The sequence below is a fragment of the Comamonas endophytica genome, from assembly GCF_023634805.2.
GTDB lineage: Bacteria > Pseudomonadota > Gammaproteobacteria > Burkholderiales > Burkholderiaceae_C > Comamonas > Comamonas endophytica.
The window spans coordinates 70,175-96,220 of the sequence record NZ_CP106883.1 but is presented as its reverse complement, the minus strand read 5'-3'; the positions used below and the strand labels follow the sequence as shown (position 1 = coordinate 96,220).

At 59.4% G+C, this 26,046-nt stretch carries 28 protein-coding genes; 13 read left to right on the top strand and 15 right to left on the bottom strand.

Annotated elements, in window-relative coordinates; translation table 11 throughout:
* Positions 1-3: 3 nt before the first annotated feature.
* From M9799_RS20390 to M9799_RS20360, 7 genes are all read right to left on the bottom strand, one after another.
* Positions 4-318, bottom strand: a complete 315-nt coding sequence (locus tag M9799_RS20390) for a conjugal transfer protein TrbD (RefSeq protein ID WP_231045126.1) — start codon at positions 316-318, stop codon at positions 4-6.
* On the bottom strand, positions 311-778 hold the full coding sequence (locus M9799_RS20385; RefSeq protein WP_231045125.1) for a TrbC/VirB2 family protein: 468 nt from the start codon (positions 776-778) through the stop codon (positions 311-313). The genes M9799_RS20390 and M9799_RS20385 overlap by 8 nt, the downstream gene beginning before the upstream one ends.
* A gap of 8 nt (positions 779-786) precedes the next feature.
* Positions 787-1,758 (bottom strand): P-type conjugative transfer ATPase TrbB, encoded by a 972-nt coding sequence (trbB, locus tag M9799_RS20380; RefSeq protein ID WP_231045124.1) that lies wholly within the window; start codon positions 1,756-1,758, stop codon positions 787-789.
* 178 nt (positions 1,759-1,936) lie between these two features.
* Positions 1,937-2,191 carry a helix-turn-helix domain-containing protein gene (locus tag M9799_RS20375; protein WP_231045123.1) on the bottom strand — a complete coding sequence of 85 codons (255 nt, stop codon included), beginning with the start codon at positions 2,189-2,191 and terminating at the stop codon, positions 1,937-1,939.
* Positions 2,192-2,251: 60 nt separating this feature from the next.
* On the bottom strand, positions 2,252-2,704 hold the full coding sequence (locus M9799_RS20370; protein ID WP_231045122.1) for a hypothetical protein: 453 nt from the start codon (positions 2,702-2,704) through the stop codon (positions 2,252-2,254).
* Between the two features lie 11 nt (positions 2,705-2,715).
* Positions 2,716-3,435, bottom strand: a complete 720-nt coding sequence (locus M9799_RS20365) for a nucleotide-binding protein (RefSeq protein WP_231045121.1) — start codon at positions 3,433-3,435, stop codon at positions 2,716-2,718.
* Positions 3,436-3,451: 16 nt separating this feature from the next.
* Positions 3,452-3,808 (bottom strand): TraK family protein, encoded by a 357-nt coding sequence (locus tag M9799_RS20360; RefSeq protein WP_231045120.1) that lies wholly within the window; start codon positions 3,806-3,808, stop codon positions 3,452-3,454.
* On the opposite strand from M9799_RS20360, the gene M9799_RS20355 reads away from it, so the two are divergent.
* From M9799_RS20355 to M9799_RS20325, 7 genes are all read left to right on the top strand, one after another.
* A complete protein-coding gene (locus M9799_RS20355) occupies positions 3,807-4,043 on the top strand; it encodes a hypothetical protein (protein ID WP_231045119.1) in 237 nt (78 codons plus the stop codon). The genes M9799_RS20360 and M9799_RS20355 overlap by 2 nt on opposite strands.
* Before the next feature lie 173 nt (positions 4,044-4,216).
* Positions 4,217-4,585, top strand: a complete 369-nt coding sequence (locus M9799_RS20350; protein ID WP_231045118.1) for a plasmid mobilization protein — start codon at positions 4,217-4,219, stop codon at positions 4,583-4,585.
* A complete protein-coding gene (gene traI / locus M9799_RS20345; RefSeq protein WP_263726256.1) occupies positions 4,582-7,002 on the top strand; it encodes a TraI/MobA(P) family conjugative relaxase in 2,421 nt (806 codons plus the stop codon). The genes M9799_RS20350 and traI overlap by 4 nt, the downstream gene beginning before the upstream one ends.
* Positions 6,999-8,954: a type IV secretory system conjugative DNA transfer family protein gene (locus tag M9799_RS20340; RefSeq protein WP_231045116.1), complete on the top strand. Its 1,956-nt coding sequence runs from the start codon at positions 6,999-7,001 to the stop codon at positions 8,952-8,954. The genes traI and M9799_RS20340 overlap by 4 nt, the downstream gene beginning before the upstream one ends.
* Positions 8,951-9,514: a S26 family signal peptidase gene (locus M9799_RS20335; RefSeq protein ID WP_231045115.1), complete on the top strand. Its 564-nt coding sequence runs from the start codon at positions 8,951-8,953 to the stop codon at positions 9,512-9,514. The genes M9799_RS20340 and M9799_RS20335 overlap by 4 nt, the downstream gene beginning before the upstream one ends.
* On the top strand, positions 9,511-10,353 hold the full coding sequence (locus M9799_RS20330) for a lytic transglycosylase domain-containing protein (RefSeq protein WP_231045114.1): 843 nt from the start codon (positions 9,511-9,513) through the stop codon (positions 10,351-10,353). The genes M9799_RS20335 and M9799_RS20330 overlap by 4 nt, the downstream gene beginning before the upstream one ends.
* A 2-nt stretch (positions 10,354-10,355) precedes the next feature.
* Complete coding sequence (locus M9799_RS20325) at positions 10,356-13,055, top strand: zincin-like metallopeptidase domain-containing protein (protein ID WP_231045113.1); 2,700 nt, start codon at positions 10,356-10,358, stop codon at positions 13,053-13,055.
* A gap of 168 nt (positions 13,056-13,223) precedes the next feature.
* Here M9799_RS20325 and M9799_RS20320 read toward each other — a convergent pair whose 3' ends face one another.
* From M9799_RS20320 to M9799_RS20295, 6 genes are read right to left on the bottom strand one after another with little or no spacing between them, the layout of a single operon-like run.
* A complete protein-coding gene (locus M9799_RS20320) occupies positions 13,224-13,565 on the bottom strand; it encodes a copper-binding protein (RefSeq protein WP_231045112.1) in 342 nt (113 codons plus the stop codon).
* 7 nt (positions 13,566-13,572) lie between these two features.
* The gene (locus tag M9799_RS20315) at positions 13,573-14,055 is read right to left on the bottom strand and encodes a DUF411 domain-containing protein (RefSeq protein WP_377009262.1); all 483 of its coding nucleotides are present in this window, start codon (positions 14,053-14,055) and stop codon (positions 13,573-13,575) included.
* 37 nt (positions 14,056-14,092) lie between these two features.
* The gene (locus M9799_RS20310; RefSeq protein WP_231045111.1) at positions 14,093-14,584 is read right to left on the bottom strand and encodes a cupredoxin domain-containing protein; all 492 of its coding nucleotides are present in this window, start codon (positions 14,582-14,584) and stop codon (positions 14,093-14,095) included.
* 32 nt (positions 14,585-14,616) lie between these two features.
* Positions 14,617-16,029 (bottom strand): multicopper oxidase family protein, encoded by a 1,413-nt coding sequence (locus tag M9799_RS20305; RefSeq protein ID WP_231045110.1) that lies wholly within the window; start codon positions 16,027-16,029, stop codon positions 14,617-14,619.
* A gap of 16 nt (positions 16,030-16,045) precedes the next feature.
* Positions 16,046-17,476, bottom strand: coding sequence for a TolC family protein (locus M9799_RS20300; protein ID WP_231045109.1), 1,431 nt, complete (start codon positions 17,474-17,476; stop codon positions 16,046-16,048).
* Positions 17,473-17,805, bottom strand: coding sequence for a hypothetical protein (locus M9799_RS20295; RefSeq protein ID WP_231045108.1), 333 nt, complete (start codon positions 17,803-17,805; stop codon positions 17,473-17,475). Before M9799_RS20295 ends, M9799_RS20300 begins: the two co-directional genes overlap by 4 nt.
* A gap of 156 nt (positions 17,806-17,961) precedes the next feature.
* Here M9799_RS20295 and M9799_RS20290 point away from each other — a divergent pair, with 156 nt between their 5' ends.
* The 6 genes from M9799_RS20290 to M9799_RS20265 all read left to right on the top strand — a co-directional run bounded on the left by M9799_RS20290 (position 17,962) and on the right by M9799_RS20265 (position 22,751).
* Positions 17,962-18,645: a heavy metal response regulator transcription factor gene (locus M9799_RS20290; RefSeq protein WP_231045107.1), complete on the top strand. Its 684-nt coding sequence runs from the start codon at positions 17,962-17,964 to the stop codon at positions 18,643-18,645.
* 63 nt (positions 18,646-18,708) lie between these two features.
* Positions 18,709-20,055: a heavy metal sensor histidine kinase gene (locus M9799_RS20285; protein ID WP_231045147.1), complete on the top strand. Its 1,347-nt coding sequence runs from the start codon at positions 18,709-18,711 to the stop codon at positions 20,053-20,055.
* A gap of 123 nt (positions 20,056-20,178) precedes the next feature.
* On the top strand, positions 20,179-20,526 hold the full coding sequence (locus tag M9799_RS20280) for a DUF4148 domain-containing protein (RefSeq protein WP_231045106.1): 348 nt from the start codon (positions 20,179-20,181) through the stop codon (positions 20,524-20,526).
* A gap of 969 nt (positions 20,527-21,495) precedes the next feature.
* The gene (locus M9799_RS20275) at positions 21,496-21,837 is read left to right on the top strand and encodes a four-helix bundle copper-binding protein (RefSeq protein ID WP_231045146.1); all 342 of its coding nucleotides are present in this window, start codon (positions 21,496-21,498) and stop codon (positions 21,835-21,837) included.
* Between the two features lie 27 nt (positions 21,838-21,864).
* Positions 21,865-22,281 carry a DUF305 domain-containing protein gene (locus M9799_RS20270; RefSeq protein WP_231045105.1) on the top strand — a complete coding sequence of 139 codons (417 nt, stop codon included), beginning with the start codon at positions 21,865-21,867 and terminating at the stop codon, positions 22,279-22,281.
* Between the two features lie 245 nt (positions 22,282-22,526).
* Entirely contained in the window at positions 22,527-22,751 is a 225-nt protein-coding gene (locus M9799_RS20265) for an isochorismatase family protein (RefSeq protein WP_231045104.1), read from the top strand.
* Positions 22,752-22,851: 100 nt separating this feature from the next.
* Here the strand turns inward: M9799_RS20265 and cueR are convergent, their stop codons facing one another.
* Entirely contained in the window at positions 22,852-23,301 is a 450-nt protein-coding gene (gene cueR, locus M9799_RS20260; RefSeq protein ID WP_231045103.1) for a Cu(I)-responsive transcriptional regulator, read from the bottom strand.
* A gap of 27 nt (positions 23,302-23,328) precedes the next feature.
* Positions 23,329-25,821 (bottom strand): heavy metal translocating P-type ATPase, encoded by a 2,493-nt coding sequence (locus M9799_RS20255; protein ID WP_231045102.1) that lies wholly within the window; start codon positions 25,819-25,821, stop codon positions 23,329-23,331.
* Between the last annotated feature and the right edge of the window lie 225 nt (positions 25,822-26,046).

The window sequence follows — 26,046 nt, the reverse complement described above, 5'->3', positions numbered from 1 at the left end:
CTTCTAGTAGACCCGGGGCGATTTCGCGAGGCGGAAGGGCCGGGAAAACGGGCTGTAGTAGGCCCGGTATTTCAGTTGCCGCAGATAGACCTTCGACATTTCAGGATCGGCCTTGGCCATCTTGCGCAGGCCATAGACACAGACCAGCCAGAGCACCAGGCCAATGCCCGTTGCCAGCAGGTTGAGCGCCGAAACCACCAGGCCACCGGCAATCAGCATGGAGAACAGCATCAGCTCGCGCTCTCCGCCCATGATTTGCTGCGGGCGGTGCAGCGCCCGGTGAAATGGCGTCAGGCGCAGCGGTTCGTTGCTATCCATTGGTGCCTCCCAGGGCCGGCCAGCGCGCCGGCTGTGGCTGGGTATGCATTGCCGCACCAGCGGCAGCTTGAGGGGGCACCAAGGCACCCGAGAACAGCGCGCCCGTCAGCATGGTGTTGGCAAAGACGATCATGCAGACCACCAGGACGACATAGACCATCCGGCGGGTGAACTCCGACACTTCGCCACCCCAGATGAGCGTGGATCCGCAGGCAATGATCCCCAGCAGCGCGATGGCAAAGGCCACCGGCCCGCTCACCGATTTCTTGAGCTTGCCCAGGGGGACTTCCCACGGCAGGCCGGCGCCGCCACCATCGGACGCATCCGCTGCATGCGCAGGCTGGATGAGGCCGAACAGAAAAACCACGAGGACAACACCCAGCCAGAAGTACGGGCTGGATACGATGGCCCACGCCTTGCCGGTGAGTGAGGACGGTGCCGAAGTGGATGCAACTTGCATAAGGACCTCTAGACTGGTTTGGTGACGTAAGCATGGCCGTCGTAGGCTTCAACCAAGACGACCTCCTGAACGCGCCTTTTGCCGCTCTCCTTCCCGATGGAAACAATCAGATCGATGGCTTCGGCGATGAGCGATTGCATTGGTGCCTGGGTGGCTTCAGCGACCAGCTGTTCCAGGCGGATCAATCCGGCAGCAGCCGAGTTCGCGTGCACGGTTGCAGCCCCGCCGGGGTGCCCCGTGTTCCAGGCCTTGAGCAGCGCCAGGGCAGCGCCATCGCGGACTTCGCCCACCAGGATCCGGTCCGGGCGCAGCCGCATCGTGGCCTTGAGCAGCCGCGTCATGTCCACGTGATCGACGGACCTCATCGTCACGGCATTGGGCGCATTGCATTGCAGCTCGCCGGTGTCCTCGATGATCGCCAGCCGATCCTGGGGACAGACTTTCGTCATGTAGTCGGTGATGGCGTTGGTGAGCGTCGTCTTGCCGGTCCCCGTTCCCCCCACCACCAGGATGTTGCGTCGGTTGCGCACAGCCGCCTGGATCGCGTCACGCTGGTCCGAGTTCATGGTCCCAGCGTCTACATAGTCATCCAGCGAAAAGATCCTGATCGCCTTCTTGCGGATGGTGAAGGTAGGCGAGCGCACAACGGGAGGGATCAGCGCCTCGAAACGCGAGCCGTCCAGCGGCAACTCGCATTCCAGGATGGGGTTCTGAGCGGTTATCTGCGTCTTCAGGGTCGAGGCCACCGTCCCCATGAGCGACTCTGCTTGCGAGGCTGAAAGCCCCCCGATCGATACCATCGGCGCCCCAAGGCATTCCACCCACAACTTTCCGTCGGGGTTGAGCATGATCTCGATCACATCCGGATCTTCCAGGAGCCGGCAGATGTTCGGACCAAGTTCGCGGCGCAGCTTCTCATTGATGCGGCGCTCATGCTCCGATCGGTTCAGTGACAGGTTGAAGGGTTCTGAACTTTGCATATTGCCCCCCGTCCTTGGGTGCTTTCCTGGCGCGTTCGGTCACCAATGCCTGTGCGGCGTGATAGTCAGTAGACTATCAATTGGAAAAATGGCGCAACATACACATGAAACAAAAAAAAACCATGCCCAGAAGCATGGTTTTATCCATTATGGATGGAGGTTTAAGCCAATTTTTTTCCTATGGCACAAGGAGTTGCCAGAGCGGAACGTCAACGCATTTGGCTAAAACTGCCATGTTGTCGAGATTGATATTGCTACGTCCTGTTTCAACTGCGCTGATCCATGACTGGGCGAATCCGGTTCGCTTGGTGACGCCCCGCTGGGTCAACTTGGCTTTTGTCCGTGCTTTACGGAAGTTGCGAGCGAAGATCAATCGCTCTGGGGAGATCGCTTTGCTGTGTGCGTCATCGGCGTCTTGCGAATCCGTTCGCATGGCACCTCCTGTTTCCGTAGTGAGAGGACCCCCTACGTAGACGGGGCAATCAGCATCTTATCAAAGCGCAGCGAAGATAACTGCCCCCACAGCAATCAAGGCAGATACTCCTGCCGTAATAGCTGAAATATACGCTGCTTTCCTGAAAGATTGGGCCTCGACAGCAGAGGCCAGTGACCTTCTTTGAAGGTTCATCGCAGACTGAATATCCTTCTTTAATTCGGTTGTGACCTGCTGCAAAGTGGATTCCATAGATTTATGTACTTGCTCACTGACATAATTGGACGCCTCGGTGATTATTTTCCCAGCGGTTTGCTTAGATTGCTCAACGTGCTGCTGCAGGATGACAGTAAGCTCCTTGCTGGTCTCCGCATACTGGCTTTCAACTAAATCGAGATATTGCTTGAGAACCAATTCATTGAGTGTGACGGTGACAAGTATAGGGTCGTCCTTGCCAAGCAAAACATTGTGGCGAATCGCGAGCTCTTTCCTGATTTCATCGAAGTCGATCATCGTTGCCTCCCTCAGACAACAAGCGCAAGCTGGTCAAAGATTGCAGATTTTGTTTTTTCCAAACGCGACTTGGCCATCAACTTGAACTCTGGCGCTTGCTTTACTTCTTCAAAAGTAAGCTTGCTGTCGAGCATCAGTTTGATGTCCTCGCCATAGGTTGTGCTGGTTTGTCGTGCAATCCGAACAATTCCAGCAATGCGATCCTTGTTATTCTTGTAGACCTGCATGTGCTCGAATTGCGTGCCCGCAGCTTCAATGTCGCCGAAATATTCATTGAGCCATACTACTATTTGCGCATCTCCGGGCATTTGCTCAGCCAACGAGGCCAGCCCGGCCAAAGTGTCGCGCATGGCTTGTCCGCCGGTAATGACCGTGTGAATTACGACCTGCTTGCCATTTTCCTGGATGATATTTATTGCGTCATTCTCTGCAAGGTAGTAGGTCAGCGGAAGGAATGATGCCGCGCCATTGTCAACAACAAAGTCGCTGTCTTCCGCCACAATCTGTTCAATCAGGTTGTCGAAATTTCTTTCATTCAGTGTGCCGTTCTTTATGAGCTCAAGGCGCTGCGTATTGAATGCCTTGTAGCCGGACAGCGTGGCATTCACAGGGTCGGTATCAACCGCCTGTACCTCATTGCCTTTGGAGCGAAGGTATTGAATCAGCAAGGCCGATATGAAGGATTTGCCAACGCCGCCTTTGCCTTGCAGGGTAAAATGAACCTGTTTCATTTTAAATCCTCTTGATTCAAATGAGATCGCCGCGTGAGTTTCCGCTGTTGGGGTTGTAGGTAAATCCATTGGGATTGCCTGCAGGTTTTTTCTGTGTCTTTAGACTGTGGTTTTTCATTCGGGAAGCATTCAGCAGATGTCTACCCAAGCCGACGGAAATTTCCTTTTGGTGCCTATCCTTTACTTCCGCACTCAGATATCGGTTGATATATTTGGTGAATTGCGGATAGGAGATGCCGAGTTGCTGCTGGTGATCCTTGTGGATGGTGAGCAGTGAATGGCCCTCTAGAAGCAGCGTCCGGAATTTCTCAAGCAATGCCAGGAAGGCCACGCGCCCTTGGCCGCGCTGGGCCTGAGTAGGCTGATCTTGCATGCTGTTCTCCTTAGCGCGTGCGCTCAAACCAAGCAGATTTCTAGCGATGCGTGCAAAGCAATTTAATGAAAATCAAGGAAATTTAGCGAAACTTTTGAAAGCTCGAAGCCTGCACAAAGGAAATTTAAGGCAACTTTGGAAGAGTGGCGCAATTCCTTGCGGAAAATATAGTCTATGGAGGATTAATTGCGGCCTGCGTGCTACGCTGGATTATCCACGCGGCGCAAAAGCTTGACGGCAAGATGTGTGCTGTAGGCCTACGCGGCTGCGCCGCTCCTGCCTCCAGCCCCCCTGCTTACTCGCCTTCGGCTCGACGCATCTTGCTCTGCGAGGCTGGGATTCGCTGCCGCGAATAGCACCAAAGACAAACGCCAGGTTGGCGCACCAGTTCCAGTGAGGGCATTCCAGATGTCACACGAAAACGACGATCAGCAGCCTCGGCCACGCCGTGAAGTGCCGCCCATCAAAGTCTGGGTGACAGACGTGGAAAAAGCAAAGGTTGCGGAATTGGCCGACCAAGCCGGTTTATCCCTGTCCGCCTACCTTCTGGCTGCCGGATTAAAGAACCCAATCCGTTCAAAGCTTGATTTCCAAGCGGTCAGTGATATCGCAAAGGTCAATGGCGATCTTGGCCGCGTCGCTGGGCTATTGAAACTTTGGCTGGCTGAAAAGCGGGGGCAGGGTGCGCGGCCAATCGATGTCGAGGCCATGATGATGGATTTCCGGGCCTTGCAGACCGAAATGACATTTTTGATGTCGCGGATGCATAAGCAATGATTGCCAAAAGAATACCTCGGGCCAAGGGAACCTCAAGCCCGGCCAGGCTGGTGCGGTACATGATTGCCGCCAAGGGAGGTATCGATCCTGCCTCGTGGCTAAGGACCGCAGACTATATTTTGGACACCCAGGAGACGACTGCCGTAGGTGAACGGGTGGCTAGCTATAGAGTGACAAACTGCGGTACGGACGACCCGGCCATTGCCACGATATTGATCAGCGCGAAACAAGCAGAAAACAGGAAATCAAAGGCCGATAAAACCTATCATTTGGTGTTTTCATTTCCGCAAGGTGAAAATCCAAGCCTTGATGTCTTGCATGCGATTGAAGATGAATTGTGCGCAGCCATAGGCTTGGCGGACCACCAAAGGATATCTGCCATCCATAAGGACACGGATCACTTGCATGTCCATGTAGCAATCAATAAGGTCCATCCTACGGGGCTGCAGAATATCGAGCCTTACTACGACAAGAAACGGCTCATGCAGGCATGCGATGCGCTTGAGATCAAATACGCCTTGCAACGAACTTTCCATGGAGCCAAGGAGATTGAAAATGAACGACAAGGATTCATTCAGCTCGGACCAGAGCAGATCTGCAGCGAGAGAGATAGCAAATTCAGAAAATACTTACTTAAGTCCTACGATATCTCGTTTGAAGAGTCACCAGAGGCCAACACCTTCAACGATTTGCGAACGCTGTCCGGCTGCGGTTTGGCACACGCTGCCAACCGAAATAAGGTGCTATTGCCGGGTGATGCATGTAGTGGTCTGGGGGCCGCAGGAGAAAGCAGCGCTGACGGCATGCGACGGGCGGGAAATGGCCATAGAGAAAATGTTGGCCATAAAGGAATAGATATAGAGGCCAAGAGCGGCATCGAAACGCTCACGGGTTATGTGGCACGCGAAATTGCCGCAGAGCTGCGTGCCGCTACCAGCTGGGCTGAAATACACATGGCTGTGGCCAGGCATGGGCTAGAAGCCAATCTGCGCGGAGCGGGCCTGGTCTTTGGCGATCCCGGACTCCCACTCTGGACCAAGGCCAGCAGCTGCGGACGCGACCTGTCCTTAAAAGCCCTATCGGACCGGCTGGGACCCTATCAGCCGGCAGCGCATAAATTGCAGCGCAAGAGCAACAAGTCCTATGCCCCCCGGCCACGGGGAATGGGCGTATCCGCCGCTGCGCTCTATGCAAGCTACCTGCGCGAGCGCCAGGAGCAAGCAGCGGCACGGCGCATGGGGCTCGAGCGGATCAGGCTAACCGGGCTGGAAGCCAACGCCCGATTGCGGAAGTGGATGCACGCCCAGCGCACCTTGCTGAAAGCCGCACCCAAGGGAGCCGTGCGCAGCATCACGCAAGGCACCTTACGGCAGCAGTTCCAAGCCACAAGAGCCAACAACCGCCAGGCGCTGAAACAGCAAAGGAGGGCGCTTTTTTCCCGCACCAGTATGCCGGGCTGGGCTCGCTGGCTGACCGAGCAAGCCGAAAGCGGAAACCTCGAGGCCTTGGCTGTACTGCGCGAGCGAGACGAGGTCGCACGCAAATGGCATGGCGACCTGCTTACCGCCGAGAGGGCAGACCAGGCAAAGGCCATCGTGATGAACTCCTTGATGCCCAAGGTGCGCAGGGACGGAAGCGTGGCGTACCGGACTGTGGACGGTGGGGTGGTGATCGACCGGAAGACCCATGTCCATGCGCAGATCGCGACCACGGGGGCCGCCATGGTGGCGTTGGACTTGGCCGCGCAGAAATTCGAGAGCCAGCCATTGATTGTGGAGGGAAGTGCTGCATTCCGGCTCGAAGTAGCTGCGCTGGCCGGCCTGCATGGCTTGCAGGTCACTTTCGTGGACGAGTCAATGGAGCAGTCGAGGCAGGCCTCGATGCGTTTCAAGGTACAGATGCCACCGGCGAATCCAATCCAAGCCAGCCAAGAACAGGCACCAAAAGAAGGGCCGAAAAGCAGGGAGGTGGCCGTACCGCCTACAGCGGATTTGCTGGCGTCATCCCAAGAATCGGTCAAAAGGGCTGCAGCAGGAACTCCAGCCCCTGCTAGCCAGAAGCAATCACCCGGGGAACAGCGCAAGAACGCGAGGGCAGGGGAGCCGAACACCTCGGAAGGAAACCTGTTGAACGTAACAATTTGGGTCAATGAGCGCAATGCATTGGGCCAAAAAATATCGTCTATAGGCTATCACCGGCTATGGATGCCCGGCGATGCCGGAGCCTTCCGGTACGCCGGCAAGCGGCGTATGCAAGATGGCTCGGAGGTGCTTTTGCTTCAGCACGCAAACGAGGTGGTGGTGAAGCCTGCAAGCGTGCATGTTGTCGCCAAGGCCGCGCGGTGGCGCGTGGGCCAGACAGTCCATCTGGACGCCCGGGGGCGCTTTATTGACCGCAATAAAGGTGTCGAGCTATGAACGCAAAAAATTCCTCCATCGTTTGGCTAAGGATGGTGGGCGGCGGTGTTTTCCTGCTGTTCGTGACGGCCGCCAGCAGCGTCTGCACGCAATTCGTCGCCAGCCGCCTGGGCTACCCCACATCGCTCGGGAAACCGGTTGCCGGCATGCTCTACGGCCCCTTCGACTGGTGGCGATGGCTGTTCAAGTTCTATGACCACGCCCCCAGCACCTACCACTACGCGGCCATCATTTTTTTCAGCAGCGTGCTGTTCGGGCTGATGTTCTATGTGTCGTGGATTGGCCTGAAGTCACGCAGCCCGCGCAAGCACGAGGAGGTGCACGGAACAGCGCAGTTCGCGACGTTGGAGCAGGTAAGGAAAACGGGGCTGCTGCCCCCCGATGGCAAGCCGGGACAGGGCGTCTACTGCGGCGCGTTTGACGACCCCAAAACCGGGGCGACCCATTACCTTCGGCACGATGGCCCGGAACATATCGCGGCACTCGCGCCCACGCAATCCGGCAAGGGGGTCGGCCTGGTCATTCCTACCTTGCTGAGCTGGCCACAGAGCGTTTTCGTCCTGGACATCAAGGGCGAGAACTACGCCATGACTTCAGGCTGGAGAAAGCACCACGCCAACAACGTGGTGCTTCGCTTCGACCCAGCCAAGCCAGGCTCAAGCTGCGCCTGGAACCCTTTGTCGGAGATCGGGCACCGCACCCGCTTCCAGGTCAGCGACACGCAAAACATCGCGCTGATGGTGGTGGACTCGGACGGCAAGGGCATCGAGGGCAACCACTTCCGCAGCGCGGCGTTCGAACTGCTGGTCGGGCTGATCCTGCACGCCCTCTACAAGGCCGAAAAAGTGGGCCGTACCCCCTGCCTACAGGACATCGGACACATGCTCACCGGGGTCGGTGTCTTTGCGGCCCCAGGCACCAAAAACGATCTTGCGGACGATTCAGACGGCGATCCAAGGGCTCTGGCCGGGTTGTTCGCTGAAATGCGCGAAGTCAAATTCAAGAGCCAGGAGCCTGCTGACGGAGAGGCCGCCCTGGTGATCACCAGCGTGGGCAGCCGCATGCTGAACACGCCCGCGCGCGAACTCGGAAGCATCATTTCCACCGCCAACAACGCGCTTTCTCTCTACCGCGACCCCATCGTCGGAGAGAACACCAGCCGCAGCGACTTCAGGATTGCCGACCTGATGGACCACGAGCGCCCCGTCTCGCTGTACCTCATATCCACGCCAAAAACCTCCAAGCGCCTGGTGCCGCTGACCCGGCTGCTGTTGACGATGATCGTCTTCACCCTGGCGGACGAGATGGAGTTTGACGACGGACGTTCGAAGACTGCCCACAAGCACCGCCTGCTGCTGATGCTGGATGAATTTCCCACGCTGGGAAAGCTGGAGGTCTTCGAGGAAGCCCTCGCCTATATCGCTGGCTATGGCATGAAGGCGTACCTCATCACGCAGGACGTGCAGCAGCTCTACAAGGCCTATACCAACTACGAAAGCATCATTTCCAACTGCCATGTGCGCATTGCCTTTGCACCCAACAAGGTAGAGACAGCGGAATGGATGTCGAAGATGACCGGCACGACAACCGTCGTCAAGGAGCAGATTTCGACCTCAGGCAAGCGGTTTGGCCTGGTGCTCGAGCAGGTCTCGCGCAGCTACCAGGAAGTCCAGCGGCCGTTGATGACGCCGGACGAGATCATGCGCCTGCCGGGACCAAAGAAAGACACCAGCGGCAGGGCGATCACAGAGCCCGGCGAAATGCTGATTTTTGTCGCTGGCCAGCCAGTAATCCGTGGCCGCCAGATCCTGTATTTCCTGGACCCCACTTTCTCCAAGCGCTCCAAGGTCAAGCCGGTGCCCACGGACTCCCTACGCGACGGCCCTCCCAAGGATGATGCAGGCAAGCCAGCGCAGGGCGATTCCAAGCCAAAGAGCTTCGTGGTTTCATGAAAACGGGCAAATCCTTCGCCATCTGGGCACTATCCTTGACCGGGCTAGTGGCGGCTTTCGCCGTCGGCGGCCGCGCTACCGGGTTGCGGATCAATGCTACGGCGTCGGCACCCACCGGCCTCTGGATGGTCAAAAAGGTCGGCATAGACAGGCTGGGGCGCCGGCGGCTGGTGGAGATCTGTCCGCCGGCGGCCCCGGTAGTCGACTGGATGCGCGACCGCGGCTATCTGGCAGCAGGAGGCTGCGACATGCAAGTTGCACCGCTTCTCAAGCCGATCCAGGCGATCGCGGGCGATGTCGTCCGGCTGCAGCCAGGCAGGCCTGCCGTGGTCAATGGCAGGGAGCTCCAGAACACCCGGGCCCTGCCTTTTATGCGCGCCTACCCGGCGGGGGAGTACCAGGTGGGGCCAGGGGAGGTATGGGTCTTCTCCAGCTATAGCGACGGGAGCTTTGACAGCCGTTACTTCGGGCCTGTCCCGCTGTCTCGCGTGCGAGGCATTGCAACTCCGCTCTGGGTCTCAGGCAGCACTGCTGCGCTATCAAGCGGGGGTGCCCAATGACTGGATTGGAACTGCTGGCGGCATGCGCCCCCAATGTCGCACCCGCAACCATCCAGAAAATCATCCATGTCGAAAGCCGTGGCAACCCCATAGCGGTCAACGCCAATGACCGTGTCGTGGCCGGCAAGGATGGCACGAAGACGCGCGTGAGGTTCAAGGCGCCCATTCCCATCCAGTCGGCACAGGATGCCGTGACCGTGGCCTACGCCGCCATCGAGGCAGGCCATTCCGTGGATCTAGGTTACATGCAGGTCAACAGCCGAAATCTGCCCGCGCTGGGGATGAGCGTGGAAGAAATGCTGTCAGATGGCTGCAAGAACGTTGCTGCCGGGGCGCAGGTATTGGCGGCTTTCTATGCGTCCGCCTTGCCAAGATTCGGCAGCGAGCAGGCCGCCCTGCGGGCCGCCTTGTCTGCCTACAACACCGGCAATTTCAACCGGGGCTTTCTTAACGGCTATGTCGCGCGATACGGCATAGCAGGCGGGGCAGCGCCGGGCGTCAACGTGCCCGCCCTCGATCCCCGCACCTCCCCCACTGCCATCTTTGTTCGCCAGCAGCCAAGAAAGGATGCCTCCATGAATGACACCAAGGACCAAGCCGCTCCCGTCGCCATCCGGGTCGATCCAGTCATCAGCCGTTCGCAGGCCGACGCGGGCTTGCCGGGCGTTCAGGTGGAGTACACGGCTGAGGAAGCAGAGCGCAATGGCGCCTTTGAGGAAACCGCACTCAGCGAGGCCGATGCCTGGGAGGCAAATGCAGACCTGGCTGCCGACGATCCCCAGGGCACTGCGATCTTGGTCGGAGGCAAGCGCGTGCAGAGGAAGGGCAGAGGTGGCTGACCATGAAACAGGAATACGCAGAACAGGTGGCGGCCCGAATCATCGAGCAGTTGCAGCAGGGCGTTGCCCCTTGGCAAAAGCCCTGGAAGCCCGGCGAATTGCGTTTGCCCTACAACCCCACAACCGGCCAGGCCTACCGCGGCATGAACAGCATGTGGCTGCACATGCAAGGCCATGGCGACCCGCGGTGGATGACCTACAACCAAGCCAACGCAGCGGGCGCACAGGTCAGAAAGGGCGCCAAGGGAGCGCATGTTGTCTACTGGAAAACCAATGAAGAAAGGAAGCTGCAGGACGAGAACGGCAGGCCTGTGCTGGACAAACGCGGGAAGCAGCAAACCGTCACCGTGCAGCTGGAGCGGCCACGTTCGTTTACGGCCGTAGTGTTCAACGGGGAGCAGATAGACGGGCTGCCGTCGATAGAGGCCCGCCCAGTGGCCGCAGAATACGAGCGCCACGAAAGAGCTGAGCGCATTTTGCAAAACAGCGGCGCGCGGCTGCACCACGAGGAAGGCGACCGGGCGTTTTACCGGCCCCGCACTGACAGCATCCACTTGCCGGAGCGCGGCCAGTTCCCAACAGTCGATGCCTACTATGCGACCGCCTTCCATGAGCTCGGGCACTGGACGGGACATCCCAGCCGGCTCCACCGTGAACTAACCCATCCCTTTGGTTCCGAGGGCTACGCGCGCGAGGAGCTGCGCGCGGAGATCGCCTCCCTGATGCTGGGCGAACGCCTCGATCTCGGGCACGACCCGAGCCGCCATGCTGCCTATGTCGGTTCCTGGGTGAAGGCCTTGCAGGAAGACCCGCGTGAAATCTTCCGGGCTGCGTCGGACGCCGAGCGGATCAGCGGTTTCGTGATGGCCTTCGAGCAGGAGCAGCGCCTGGAGCAGACAACGGAACATTCGGCGACACAGCCGTCGGCGGCTCCGTCCCGTGCCGTTTTGCACGAACAGCCGGAGAAGCCTATGCCATCCCGCACCTACCTGGCGGTACCCTATGCCGAGAAGGAAGAAGCCAAGGCGCAAGGGGCCAAATGGGATAAAGAGGCCAAGGCCTGGTACGCCAAGGCTGGGGTCGATGTGGCCACGTCGGGGCTTGCCCGCTGGAGCATCGACAAGCCGGGCGTGATCCAAGCCGCGCCACCAGCACCTATCGAACAGCAGTTCCTGAAAGCGCTGCGCGACGCCGGCTTGGACATCAAGGCCGCGCACGATGACAAGGTCCACCCGGTGGCCGACGGCAAGATCCATCGGGTCCCGGTGGTGGATGACAAGGCCGGCGCGACCAGTGGCGCATATGCCTTCCACCGGCACGACGCCATGCCTGGCGGCTTTATCCAGAACTACAAGACCGGCCAGATCGTGCATTGGAAGCCTGAAGGAAAGACAGATGCTGTCTCGGCCGAGGAGCGTGCCCGGTTCGCGGCGGCGGCCGATTTGCAGCGGCAAGCGCGATCCGCAGAACGCGCAGCAGAGCATCAGGCGACCGCCGCCGCCGCCGCCGCGTTGTGGCACGAAGCGCCTGCAGCAACGGCAGAAAACGCCTATTGCAAAGCCAAAGGCATCCAGAATCCAGCCGGCCTGCGCGTGGTGCCTGCGGCCATCTCAGCGGCAGCAGCGGCTCACGGAATAAGGATCGCCAAGACACCCGCGGAAGCCAAGGAGCTGCGTGAAGAAGCTCCCACAAACCGGGTCTTCAAGGAAGGCGACCTGCTGGTCCCGGGGCGGGATGCCGGGGGCAAGCTGTGGACGCTGCAAAGCGTGAATCCCCACTTCAAGAGCTTCATGAAGGGCGGGCGAAAGCATGGCGTTTTCTGTGCCACTGGCCCGGATGGGCCGGGAAATTCCCCTTTGGTGCTTGCAGAGGGGTATGCCACGGCCGACACGGTTTCGCGGCTGCTGGAGGGAGCTCCTGTCATCGCGGCGTTTGACGCCGGCAATTTGGATGCAGTGGCAAAGAGCTTGCGGGAGCAGTACCCCAGCAGGCTGCTCTTGATTGCTGCGGACAATGACCACCAGGCGCAGGCAGAAAACAAACCCAATGTGGGGCTGCAAAAGGCCATGGAGGTGGCCCAGAAGTATGGCGGGGGAGTGATGGCGCCCCAATTCATGCCTGGCGCTCGGGGATCGGACTGGAACGATGTGGCGGCCATGGGCGGTGATGAAGCCGCCCGCAAGATGCTCGCGGAGCAGATGGCCATTGCAACCAGGGATGCGGCGATCACTGCGGATCGCTTGACCACTCTGGCCCGCGAGCGCGACATGGAAGCGCGCAACGACCCAACCACCAGTGCGGACGACGCAAAGCTTGCCTTGGAGCGGGGCCGGGCTGCCGAAACCATGGCTGGCGCGCAGTCCCAGCTGGGTGAGGTACGGGGCTTGGCGGCAGATGGCAAGTTGGGCAATGAAAAGGGAAAGCGGTCGATAGGAGCCGTCAAAGCTGGCCTAGACCGCAAAACCGGAGCCATGCATGACAAGGCCAAGCTGGAGCGCCAGGAAGTCCAAAACAGCGGTCTAGACCAAGCTTCAGAGATCTCCTGGAAGAAGCTGCCGCTAGACGTGCGCCAAGCGAAAGAGGACCTGGTGAGAAGCGGCCGAGCCGTTTCGCTGCCGAAGGATGCACCCATTGCACTGCGCAAGGCGGCGGGGTTGGACGTGATTTCAGGCCGAAGCCAAGGCTATGACGCGGACCTGTAGCCAGAGCGCAGGGAGCAAAAAGTGGGGTTCTGTGAGCATCCTCTGCAGATTAGGAAACCCGTTCGCCAATCATGTCCCATGAATAATTGAGCACGTTGCCGATTTCATTTCTATTGCCTGTGGCAGCGGTCATGTTCGATGGTGCGCCAGTGCGTGGTGAGCGCACGATCAGCGCGCGGGCTGGATATCGGTGACGATCATCTTCCCCTCCTCGGTGACAACCATAAACTTCACTTTGTCGCCAGGCTTCACGTTGGACAATAAATTCTTGTCCTTGGCAGTAAAGACCATGGTCATGCCGGGCATATCCAGATGCTGGATGTCGCCATGCTTGATGGTGACCTTACCGTTATCCAGATCAACTTTCCTGATCTCGCCATCAGTCAGGGACGTTGGTTGAGTCGCTTCTGTCTTGGCCGGATCCATGGCTGGCTGAGCAAAGCTGCTCATAGGCAGTGCTAGGCCCAAAGCTACAGCGGAAATGGCAAGCATTTGTTTGATTATGTTCATGATGAACTCACGAGTACGAGTTGAAAACTTCCACTGAGCCATCTTTCTGGATCAGCAGCACTTTGTAAGGATCGCGCTGACCGCCATAAACTGGTCCGTCCATCCCGGGCGATCCGATGGGCATCCCTGGCACGGCTAAACCGAGTGCCTTGGGTTTTTCCTTGAGCAAGCGCCGAATATCGGCAGCAGGCACGTGGCCCTCGATCACATAGCCTTGCACAAGAGCGGTATGGCACGAGCCGTGTTTTTGCGGCATGCCCAGCCGGCTGCGCATCGCGCCGTTGCCCTGGTCGATCACGCTAGCGGTAAAGCCGTTTTGCTGCAGATGGACTATCCAGTCCTTGCAGCATCCGCAGTTCGGGTCTTTCCAGACCTGAATGGCAACGGATTGCGGCGCGGCAAGGGCGGGCAGCGCGCTCGAGCCAAGGAGCACGGTTCCCAGCAGCAATCTGCGTCGCTGAGGGTTCATATAAGAAGCTGACGATGACATGAAGTGGACTCCTGATTCGACGCGTTGCAATGGGGTATTACTTCTTGCCAACTTGGACGGCACCCTTCATGCCGGCTTCGTAGTGACCAGGCATCAGACAGGCAAAGTTCACGCCTCCCGCCTTGGTGAACTGCCATACGATTTCGCCCTGCTTGCCAGGCTGCAGCGTCACCTTGCTGGGTTCGTCGTGCTCCATTTCCGGGAACTTCTTCATCTGTTCCAAGTGCTCCAGCAGTTCTTTCTCTGTGCCCAGGCTGAGTTCGTGCTTGACCTGTCCGACGTTTTTGACGATGAAGCGCACGGTTTCGCCCTGTTTGACCTGAATGTTCGACGGCGTGTAACGCATGTTGTCGCTCATTTCGATGGTGATGGTGCGACTGGCCTTGGCGGCGACGCCGGGTTTGCCAATGGCTGTCTCTCCCCCGTCACCGTGACCACCTGCATGGGTGCCGCTAGCGAAGGCTGTCCCCGATGTGGCCAGTGCAATCATGGCGATGAGTTGGGAAATAGAGGAGTGTTTGAATTTCATGGATGGGTTCTCGTTGAAAATGGAAGAAAAAATCAATGCTCGCCATGCGATGTAGGCTTACGCACCTTGACTTCGGTCGGAGTTGCAGGCCTGCGAAGGCGCGGCATGGACTGGCCGCCCTCTGCGCTAAAGCGCGCGGGCTCGGTCATCGGGCCGGTGTATTCATGCGCGACCGTGCCTGCCGGATGCTTGAACCATCCGGGGTCTTTGTAGACGCCGGGCTGCTGGTCCTTGCGCACCTTGAGCACGCTGAACATTCCACCCATCTCCACCGATCCGAACGGCCCCTGGCCGGTCATCATGGGCATAGTGTTGTCGGGGATTGGCATCTCCATCTCGACCATGTCAGACATACCGCGTTCGCCCATGACCATGTAGTCTGGAATGAGCTTGTTGACTTTCTTGGCTAGGCCGCTGTGATCCACGCCAATGAGAGTGGGAACGTCGTGGCCCATGGGGTTCATGGTGTGGTGGCTCTTGTGGCAGTGGAAGGCCCAATCTCCTTCCTCGTCGGCCACGAACTCGATCTGACGCATCTGGCCCACGGCCACGTCGGTGGTTACCTCATGCCAGCGCGTGCTCTTGGGCGTCGGGCCACCGTCGGTGCCGGTCACCACAAACTCGTGTCCATGCAAGTGCATCGGGTGATTGGTCATGGTGAGATTGCCCATGCGAATGCGAACCTTGTCATTGAGCCGGACATTCAAGGAATCGATGCCAGGAAAGACACGGCTGTTCCACGTCCACAGGTTGAAGTCCGTCATTTCCGCGACCTTGGGTGTCGCGGCCCCTGGTTCGATGTCATACGCACTGAGCAGGAAGCAGAAATCCCGCTGCACTTCGTCGATCAGGGGGTGCTTGGCTTTAGGGTGCGTGACCCAGAAGCCCATCATGCCCATGGCCATCTGCACCATTTCGTCGGCATGCGGGTGGTACATGAAAGTGCCGGGACGACGCGCGACGAACTCGTAGACAAACGTCTTGCCCGTTGGGATGGCCGGCTGTGTGAGGCCGGTCACGCCATCCATGCCGTTGGGCAGGCGTTGCCCATGCCAGTGGATGCTGGTGTGCTCGGGCAACTTGTTGGTAACGAAAATGCGCACGCGGTCGCCTTCGACCACTTCAATGGTCGGACCTGGGCTCTGGCCGTTGTAGCCCCACAAATGGGCCTTGAAGCCAGGTGCCATTTCGCGCACCACCGGTTCGGCCACCAGGTGAAACTCCTTGACACCCTGGTTCATTCGCCACGGCAGCGTCCAGCCGTTGAGGGTGACCACCGGGTTGTAGGGCCGCCCCGAGTTAGGCACCAAGGGGGCCATGGTATTCGGGCTGGTTTGGATCACCGGCTCGGGCAGTGCCGCCATGGCCACGCGGCTCACCGTGCTGGCCGCGACTGCTCCGCCTGCGATGCCTGCGTATTTAAAAAAATCTCTTCTGGATGTCATGACATGGATCTTTGCTTTAGTGGCCCGCATCGCCCGCACTGGGCGCGCCTGACGTGACTGACAACGTGGTGTTGATAGGGCGCCCGATTACGGATGCCTGCATGGCGGCATCGGCCAGCCAGAACTGCTGTTGCGCATCAATGGCGGCCGTGACGGCGCTAATCTGATCGCGCGCGTCGGCCAATAGCTCAAAGACGCTGATCAGCATGCCGTTGTAGCGAAGCTGGTTTTCCTCTGAGATCACCTTGCGCAGCGGCATGACTTCATCGCGGTGGTGACGCGCCACGTCATAGGCCGTGCGATACGCTGAATAGCTTTCGCGCAGGCTGGAGCCGGCAGAGCGTACCGTGGCTTCGAGCTGATTGGCCGCCGCCAGGGTCTGGGCATTCATCGCGTCTCGCTGCATCCCGCCCCAGTCGAAAATGGGTAGGCGTACTGCGATTTCCCAGCCGCGTGCGGTCGAACGTGTGCCTTCTGCGCGATCAAAGCTGGTATTGCGGCTCCCCTGCAATTCGATGTCGGTGAAACTGGTCGCCATGTTCAGACCCTGGGCCTTGGCTGCACCATCCAACGCGGATTGCGCCAGACGGATGTCCAGACGCGCCTGGGTCGCTTGCGAGGCGACAGTCTGTGGATCCAGCGGCTTCTTGGGCAGCTCCGGCAGCCGCTCCGGCAGCTTAAGCGCTTGTTCCTGCGCCTCATCCAGTCCCATCAGTCGCACGAGTTCTTCACGGGTGGCCGTAGCCTGGTGCTGCGCGGCGCTCAGCCGGGTGGCGGCATCGGCGTAGAAGACTTGCTCGCGAGCACGTGTAATCCGATTGAAGTTGCCCGCCGCCTGCATGCGCTTGGCGAGTTCCGCTCCTGCTTCCGCACTTTCATAGACCTGTTTGGCGTATTTGAGCGCTTGCTGCGCGGCAACGGCCCGCACCCAGCCCTGACGCACACGGGTGATCTGGTCCACCACGTCACTGGTCAGGCGCAGTTGCGCTTGCTCAATGCGCCGGGTAGCGACGCCGTGGCGTGCTGGAAGAGTTAAAAGATCCAACAAGCCGAAGGACAAAGCGCGCCCCAACTCCAGCTCGTCGCCCGCGACCATGCGCTCAAAACTGAAAATGGGGTTGGCAATTCGCCCGACCTGCGCGGCATTCGCCGACTCGGCCCAACCCTGCGCCAGAAGGGTCTGCAGGGATGGGCTGTTTACCAAGGCCAACTGGACAGCATCTTTCTGTTCCAGGGGCTGCGCCAGCAAGGCTTGAGCGGCTTGTGCACGCTGGCCGCGTTCATCCTGGGTACGAGCCAATGCGAGTTGGCCCCCGGTAAAGTTGCCAGCCTCGTTGTTGATGCGTTGAATGTTCTGATCCAGGTTGACGCTGGCACAACCGGCTAGCACTGCCAAGCCGAGTGCAGACAGGGCCAGTTTGGCATGGGTGGCACGCAACCCAATCATGGCTTGTCTCCTCCATGATGACCAGAATGCGGGTCGCTGGCGGGGCTGTTTTTGTCTGACGCGGGATCACTCATCTTGATTTCCTTGGCATAGGCGCGCCAGCCGCCAATCTGGCCCACGCGATCATTGGCTCCGCGCCAAGACTGCACCGGTTGATCCGCATAGGCTTGGTAAGCCCCGATAGGGGACGAATACTGCAGCGTCGTCAGCGGCGCTGGCTTGGGCGCCTCGGTGTCTGCTGGAGCCTGGGCGAAAGCCACCCCCACAAACAACACGAATGTCGAAGGCAACACAGCCCTGAATGGCGGCAGGTAGTTGGAAGTGGCCATGGTCTCCTCTAGAAGAATTTCAGTCTCACGGTATGGAGAGATTCTGAAGAGATCACCCTTTCATTCAGATGTTCTGAAAATTACATTGTTGTTATCTACATGTCAGAACCGCTCAGGCTTGGCAAACTCTCACCCAGCATTGAACGGAGCGCATACGTGAAAATATTGATCGTCGAAGACGAACCCAAAACGGGTGAGTACCTGCGTCAGGGTTTGACAGAAGCCGGATACATTTCCGACCTAGTGGCCAACGGCGCGGATGGCCTGCATATGGCCTTGCAGGGCGAATATGACTTGGTGATCCTGGATGTCATGCTGCCCGGCCTGAATGGCTGGCAAGTGCTGCAATCCCTGCGTGACCGGGGGATGGGCATGCCCGTCCTGTTCCTGACTGCCCGCGATCAAGTGGAAGATCGTGTCAAGGGACTGGAGCTCGGGGCCGACGACTACCTTGTCAAGCCGTTCTCGTTCGCCGAGTTACTGGCCAGGGTGCGGATCATTCTGCGGCGCGGCCACCCTGGCAACGAAAGCACTATGTTGCGAGTGGCCGATCTGGAGCTGGACTTGCTGCGCCGCCGGGTATCCCGCAATGGCAAGCGTATCGATCTGACGGCCAAGGAATTCGGCCTGCTGGAGCTGCTGATGCGCCGCCACGGTGAAGTGCTGCCACGCTCCCTGATCGCATCGCAGGTGTGGGACATGAACTTTGACAGCGACACCAATGTCATCGAAGTGGCGATGCGCCGCCTGCGCGTGAAAATTGATGAAGGCCAACCGGTCAAGCTTATCCAGACCGTGCGCGGCATGGGCTATGTGCTGGATATGCCAGAGGAGGAATAGGTGGAGTCGAAACTGTCTTTGGGCAAGCTTTCGCTGACCCGCCGCTTAACCCTTTTCTTCAGCATGGTGGCCGCGGCTGTGGTGCTTGGGTTGGGAGGTCTTTTTCTGGTGGAAATTGATCAACACTTCGTCGAGATGGACCGGATGGCCCTGCAGGAAAAGCGGCATTTGATCGAGGAAATTCTTGGCAATGCAAGCGCAGTGGACGACGCAAGCTTGCGCTTGAGCGAGGCTTTGAATTATCACCACGACCTCCATGTCCTGGTGCAGGACGCCCAGGGAAGGACAGTTTTTCAATCGTCAGCATCCAACCTCAATGTGCAAAGTGGCGTTGCTCTTAGCACCGAGGAGCAAAGCATTTTCGGGGTCTGGCGTCACCACGATACCGAGTTCCACACCTTGAGCTTTGGAACTGCCCCGGCTTACTCCGCATCGGCGTTGCAGGTTTTGATCGCAGCGGATACCAAACACCACACCCAATTCCTCAATGGGCTGCGCAGCAGTTTGGCGTTCTACGTGGTCGCAGCCATTCTCGTGTGTAGTCTGCTGTCGTGGCTCGCGGCACGCCACGGGCTCGCGCCTCTGCGTGAAATGAAGTCACGCGCAGCGGTGGTCACTGGTCAGAAACTTTCCGAGCGCATGCCAGTGGAAGCTGTTCCGGTGGAAATGGCCGATCTGGCGCAGGAGCTCAATCGCATGCTGGACCGCCTGCAGGAGGACTTTCAGCGCCTGACCGAATTCTCGTCGGACCTGGCACACGAGCTGCGCACCCCCATCAGCAATCTGCTGACGCAGACACAGGTGGCGCTGGTAACCAAGCGCGATGCTGCGACGTACCGCGACATCCTGGCTTCCAATGCCGAGGAATTTCAGCGTTTGGCGCGCATGGTGTCCGACATGCTGTTCCTTGCCAAGACCGAGCGCGGCGTGGATCTGCCGCATAAGGAGCTGTTCTCCGCCCGCCAGGACGCACTAGCGCTGCTGGATTTTTATGAGGCCGTAGCCGAGGAAAAGCGCATCCGACTCCAGTTGAAAGGCGATGGCGAGGTTGAAGGCGATCGCCTGATGTTTCGCCGTGCAGTGAGCAACCTGCTGTCCAATGCCGTGCGTTACACGCCCGAGGCTGGAGATATCACTATTCACATCACCAGTACAGCACAAGCGACGACAGTGGCCGTGGAGAACACTGGTACCGACATCGATGCCAAGATCTTGCACCGGCTGTTCGACCGCTTCTATCGAGCCGATGCTTCCAGGGCCCATCCCGACTCCGATGGCTCCGGGCTGGGCCTGGCCATCACACGCGCTATCGCACAAGCCCACGGTGGCCGTGTCACGGTGACGTCGGGCCACGGGCGAACCTGCTTTGCCCTGGTGTTTCCCCATCGGGGCTCTCAATCATCAAGCTGACAACATTGTCATCGGGTGGTCCAGATTCTGTTGGGTTGCGCTTCCTAAGATGGACACATCACCTCAACGCCCCACCAGGGCATGAGATGCAAGTTTCATCCACCTTCGTTAGGAGCTTCAATCATGATCCAACAACGCCTCTCCCTTGCTTCCATCATCGCAGCCGCAACCGCAGTGGTTGCTCTGGGCCTTCCAGGGATGGCTTCGGCAGCATACGAGCATCCTGCCAACAATGAAAAGGGAATAATCGTTCACCAGGAACACTGGAAGAGCGAGAAGACGCGAGAGCAGGTGATCGCGGAAACCAAGGCTGCCATGCAGCAAGGGCGCCTGTCGTATGGCCAAAGCAACTACCCGTTCCGCACATCTGAGGCGGGTCCTGGCAAGACGCGTGAGCAAGTGATCAATGAAATGCTGAACGAGTCATCTGCCGAACGCGACACGCGTGAGCGTCTCTACTACCCGGGTTGATCGCCTTCAGTTGGAATTGCAGCGGATCACATTGAATCCTTGCTGTGAGATCGCTGGCATTGGCCTGGCTACCGCTGGATAGCTCCGGCCACTGTCCAATTTCTCTGAGACCTCACTGCCGCGCCCCGTCTTGGCAAATTGCTTTCCCAACCGCTGCTCGAACCGGTTTCTGCTGCCTGCATGAACCTATGCCGTCATCCAGCATTTGTAGCGCCTGCTAGACACGTTTCATAGTCCCTCGGCCGCATGCTTCATGACACCAGCCCGGTGAAGAGCTTCTAGGCTGGACATGGGCGGTGACGACTTCCTTGTCCATAGCCCAATATGGCCTGGTTCTGCGCGATGGCCGGCCTTCTAGGCAGCACAGCGTCATGTGATGGCGCGGAGTCTTCAATCCAAGGCGCTATGGTCCCAGTGCTGGGATGGGCCAGCGCCGACGGCATTGCGAACCACAGTGATGCCTTCAACGTTTAAGCCAAGTGAAGACCGCGGCTTTCAGCCGTTGGGGTCGTGTAGCAATGTCGGCCTTCTTGAGCTTTGCTAGTTAGGGTGATGTGCTCGGACCCGAGCTCTATTAGGGCTCGCAGAATCGCAGCCTTAGCCTTCAGCACCTCACCACGCTCACACAGGTAAACAGGGGGGTTATCCGCAGACCTACTGCGAACCTACGACAGGTTGCAGTGATCCGAATCGAGAATGCCCGATATGGACTATCAGGTGGCGTTTTGTGCCAAGGAATCAAGTCTGGAAGCCATGTTAGACCTGAAAGCGACCTCGCGATTACGGCTCTGAAATCTCCGCGTCATGCTCGACACTTTATCCGCACAAAACGCGCTGTCGAGTGGTCAATCGTCGGTGCTTACCTACAGCGCATATCGCATGCAGGCACAGAAGATGGCCTGTCCTCGCAACGCAAAAGCGCAGGATTTTTGTTCAATCAGCACCCTCCAACTACCTAAGGAGCTTCATATGGAGCTTAACGAAACACCTAACCAAACCTGTATTCAAGCCTGCATTGCTTGCGCCACGGCCTGCAATCAATGCTTTGCCGCCTGTCTTCAGGAAGTTGACGTCAAGATGATGGCGCGTTGCATCGCACTTGATGTGGATTGCGCGGCTATGTGCAGCCTGGCCGCCAACGCGATGGCCCGCAAGAGCGAACATGCGCAGGCCATCTGCGCCCTGTGCGCCAAGGTCTGCAGGGCGTGTGGCGATGAATGCGCCAAGCACGACGCGCAGCATTGCAAGGCGTGCGCCGAGGCTTGCTACCAATGCGCCGATGAGTGCGCCGCCATGACATCGGCCCACTGAGCGCCTCGTGAACCACAGGAGAACTCCATGAAAAAAACATTCCTGATCCAGAAACACTCGGTCGTCGCAGCACTTTTTGTGGCCTCGGTTGCTTCGCCTTTGGCGCTCCATGCCCAGGCAGGGCCATCCTCCGGTTCTAAGGCAGACGGAATGGATCACTCAGCATCAGATGCAAAGATGAACATGAAGTCAATGATGAAGGAGAACAACGAGAAAATGGCCGCTGTGCCGATGACAGGCAATGCCGATGTGGATTTCGCGCAGATGATGCGCATTCACCACCAAGGCGCGATCGACATGGCCAAGAGTCTCTTGCGCGATGGCAAAGATCCGCAAATGCTGAAGATGGCGAAAGACATCATCTCGGCGCAAAAAAAGGAAATCGCAGTGCTTGATGCGTTTCTGGCTCGCAATGCCAAGCCGGCTGCGGGAACTGCAAAGTAACCTGCGCAAACGCCGCTGATGCTGCCCGGTACCTGGGGGAGCCTTAGGGACAGGGACAGGGACGGGGCAGCGTCCATTTGTGCAGGTGATGTGTGGACGCCCCGCTTGCCTCCTTGGCCAGGGACGATGTAGATCTTGTCCGAAGTTTAAGGGTCTATTTCACTGCTGTTCTAGGTTTGTCCATCGTTGGCATACCGCCCTTTTATAGCCTCACAAGGTCAAGTTGACTCCAGCCAATCTGAGGTGTGAAGTTCATTGCGCAGGTGACGCTGCAGCCGGACGAAGCGGTCATCACCAAAAACTACCCCAACTCCTTCCTGAAAACCGATCTGAAGAAGTTCCTCGATGACCAGGGCTTAGAGGAAGTCATCATCGTTGGTGCAATGAGCCATATGTGCATCAACGCACCACGCGCGCTGCCTCGGACTTTGGCTACAAGGCCATCGTCGTTCACGATTTCACTGATGTAACCATCGTCACGACGGACGAATACCTGGCCGGCTGAGCGGAAGGCGAGAAGGGGTGGTATGCACCGAGGCGCTAATGCCGCAAGCAGGGGCCATCGTCCTGTCAGGTGTGCGCCAACGAAGCGCGCCGCCGGCCCTTGCTTTGCGCTGACGCGGATGTGTCTTCGATTTTTTCGAGGTCGGCCAGGATCGGGCGGTCCGGCCGGTCATCGCCGGCGCAGCAGCTCACCAAGCTTTGCAAGGTATCGGCCATCTGCCGCAGCTGGTCGATGCGACGCTGCAGATCGGCGATGTGCCGTTGCGCCACCTCCTTGACATCAGCGCTCTTGCGCGAGCGGTCGCGCCACAAACCCAGCAGGTCGTGGATCTCGGCAACCGCGAAGCCTAGGTCGCGGGCGCGCCCGATGAAGCGCAGCATGTGCACATCCGACTCTGAGTAGGCGCGATAGCCGGATTCCGTGCGCGCCACCGCAGGCGTCAGGCCCACCGATTCGTAGTAGCGGATCATCTTGGCAGAGACCCCGGAAGCCTGCGCCGCTTCACCGATATTCATGACTGTTTCTCCTCTGGTCTCTATTGCTTAGGCGTGGGCGGCCAGCGGCGCGCGGAAACCCCGCAGCCGCAGCGCGTTGCCCAGCACGAACACGCTGGACAGGGCCATGGCGCCTGCCGCGAAGATCGGCGAGAGGAGGAGGCCATAGGCTGGGTAGAGTGCTCCCGCCGCCACCGGAATCAATGCGGTGTTGTAGGCAAATGCCCAGAACAGGTTCTGGCGAATATTGCCGATGGTGGCCTTGGACAGGGCAATTGCGTTGGGCACGCCCAGCAGGCTGCCGGACATCAACACCACATCGGCAGCTTCGATGGCCACGTCAGTGCCGGTGCCGATGGCCAAGCCCACGTCGGCTTCGGCCAGCGCTGGCGCGTCATTGATGCCGTCGCCCACGAAGGCCAGCCTGCCGTGCGCGGCCTTGAGCCGCTGAATGGCGTGAACCTTGCCTTCCGGCAGTACCTCGGCCACCACCTCGTCGATCCCCAGCCGCGCCGCGATGGCGCGGGCGGTGCGTTCGTTGTCGCCAGTGACCATGGCAACTTTCAGGCCTAGTGCGTGCAATGCTGCGATGGCTGCTGGGGTGCTGGGCTTGATAGGGTCGGCAACGGCGACGATGGCTGCCAGGCGGCCGTCGATGGCCGCATACAGCGGTGACTTGCCCTCGCTGCTCAGGCGCTGCGCGCTGGCGTCAAACTCTTTCACATTCAGACTCAGAGAGTGCATGAAGCGGTCGGCGCCGACTTCCACACGCCGTCCGTCGGTGCTGGCGCGCACGCCCATGCCAGTAATGGACTCGAAACCGCTGAGCACAGGCAAGGCGAGGCCCTGCTGTGCGGCGGCGTCGACAATGGCCCGGGCAATCGGATGCTCGGAGCGCGCCTCCACCGCCGCGATCAGTGCCAGCACCTGGGCACGGTCGAAGCCTTCGGCTACCTCCAGATCGGTGAGTACCGGCCGGCCCTCGGTCAACGTGCCGGTCTTGTCCACGGCCACCACCTTGGCATCCCTGAGCAGTTGCAGGGCTTCGCCTTGGCGAAACAATATGCCGAGCTCCGCGCCGCGGCCGGTGCCCACCATGATAGAAGTGGGCGTGGCAAGGCCCATGGCACAGGGGCAGGCAATGATGAGCACGGCCACGGCGTTGACCAGTGCGAATCCCAGCGCGGGCGAGGGGCCGAACACCGCCCAGATCAGGAAGGTCAGCAGCGCGGCGGCCATCACGGCCGGCACAAACCACAGCGTTATCTTGTCCACCACAGCCTGGATCGGCAGCTTGGAGCCTTGCGCTTGCTCGACCAGGCGAATGATCTGCGCCAGCACGGTCTGGCTGCCCACGGCGGTTGCATGCAGGGTCAGCGCGCCCTTCTGGTTCACGGTGCCGCCGACGACGCTACTGCCCACCGATTTCGCTACGGGAATGGGCTCGCCAGTGATCATGGATTCGTCGACATAGCTCTGCCCTTCGAGCACATCACCGTCGACCGGTACGCGCTCGCCCGGGCGCACTTCGACGTGGTCGCCACAAACGACCTCGCCAATGGGAATGTCGCTGCTGCGACCGTCACGCACGACATGTGCCGTCTTGGACTGCATTCCAACCAGGCGCTGGATCGCCTGGGACGTGCGCCCCTTGGCGCGCGCTTCCAGAAAGCGTCCAAGCAGGATCAGCGCGACGATCACCGCCGCAGCTTCGTAGTAGACGTTGACCGTGCCCTCGGGCAGCATGGTGGGCGCGAAGGTGGCGATCACTGAGTACGCATAGGCTGCCAAGGTGCCCACGGCAACCAGCGAGTTCATGTCGGGGGCCAGGCGCAGCAGCGCGGGAATGCCCTTGGCATAGAAGCGCCGGCCCGGGATCAGAAGTATCAAAGTGGCCAGCACGAACTGCACTATCCAACTGGTCTGCATCCCTAGTGTCTGCGACACCCAATGGTGCACGGCCGGAATCATGTGCGCGCCCATTTCAAGAATGAATACCGGCAGAGCCAATGCGGCAGCAATGGTTAAGTCGCGGCGCAGCGCCGCACGCTCGGCGTCCTTGTGCGCCATGGCTTCGTCGTTGCCGACCGGGGCGGTGGCCTCGATGACGCGGGCTTCGTAGCCGGCTTTTTCCACGGCCGCAACCAGCGATTCCACACCCACCACGCCGCGGATGGTCGCGCGCTCGGTGGCGAGGTTCACGCCGGCTTCGGTAACGCCGGGCAAAGACTTTAGGGCACGTTCGACGCGGCCAACGCACGAGGCGCAGGTCATGCCAGAGACCGCCAGCTCCGTCGTGCTGGTGGGCACGTCGTAGCCCGCTTTCTTGACGGCCTGTATCAGCGCCAGGCGATCGACCGGGCCGCTGGAGCGGATGACCGCACGCTGTGTGGCAAGGTTCACTGCTACCTGAGCGACGCCTTCGACCTTGGCTAGTGCCGCCTCGACCCGGCCGACGCAACTGGCACAGGTCATGCCCTCGAGCGGCAGGCTTATAGTGGGCGTGCCGGGTTGAACCCGGGCGTTGGCTGATGCGTTCATGAGCGGTTCCTTCTTTGCGCGTTGCCGCGCGACAGCCTGTAGACTAAAGCTTCCCATAATGGGAAGGTCAAGGGGCCTAGACATATCATTGCCACATGGCATGGCCGCGCAAGGTCGATGCGATGAGCCAGGTGCTGATGGACATGATCAGCCGCATTGCCGAAAACCACGGCGAGGAATAGTTCAAGGCTTGGCTGGAACCGACGCGATTTCGTGGCTCTGTTG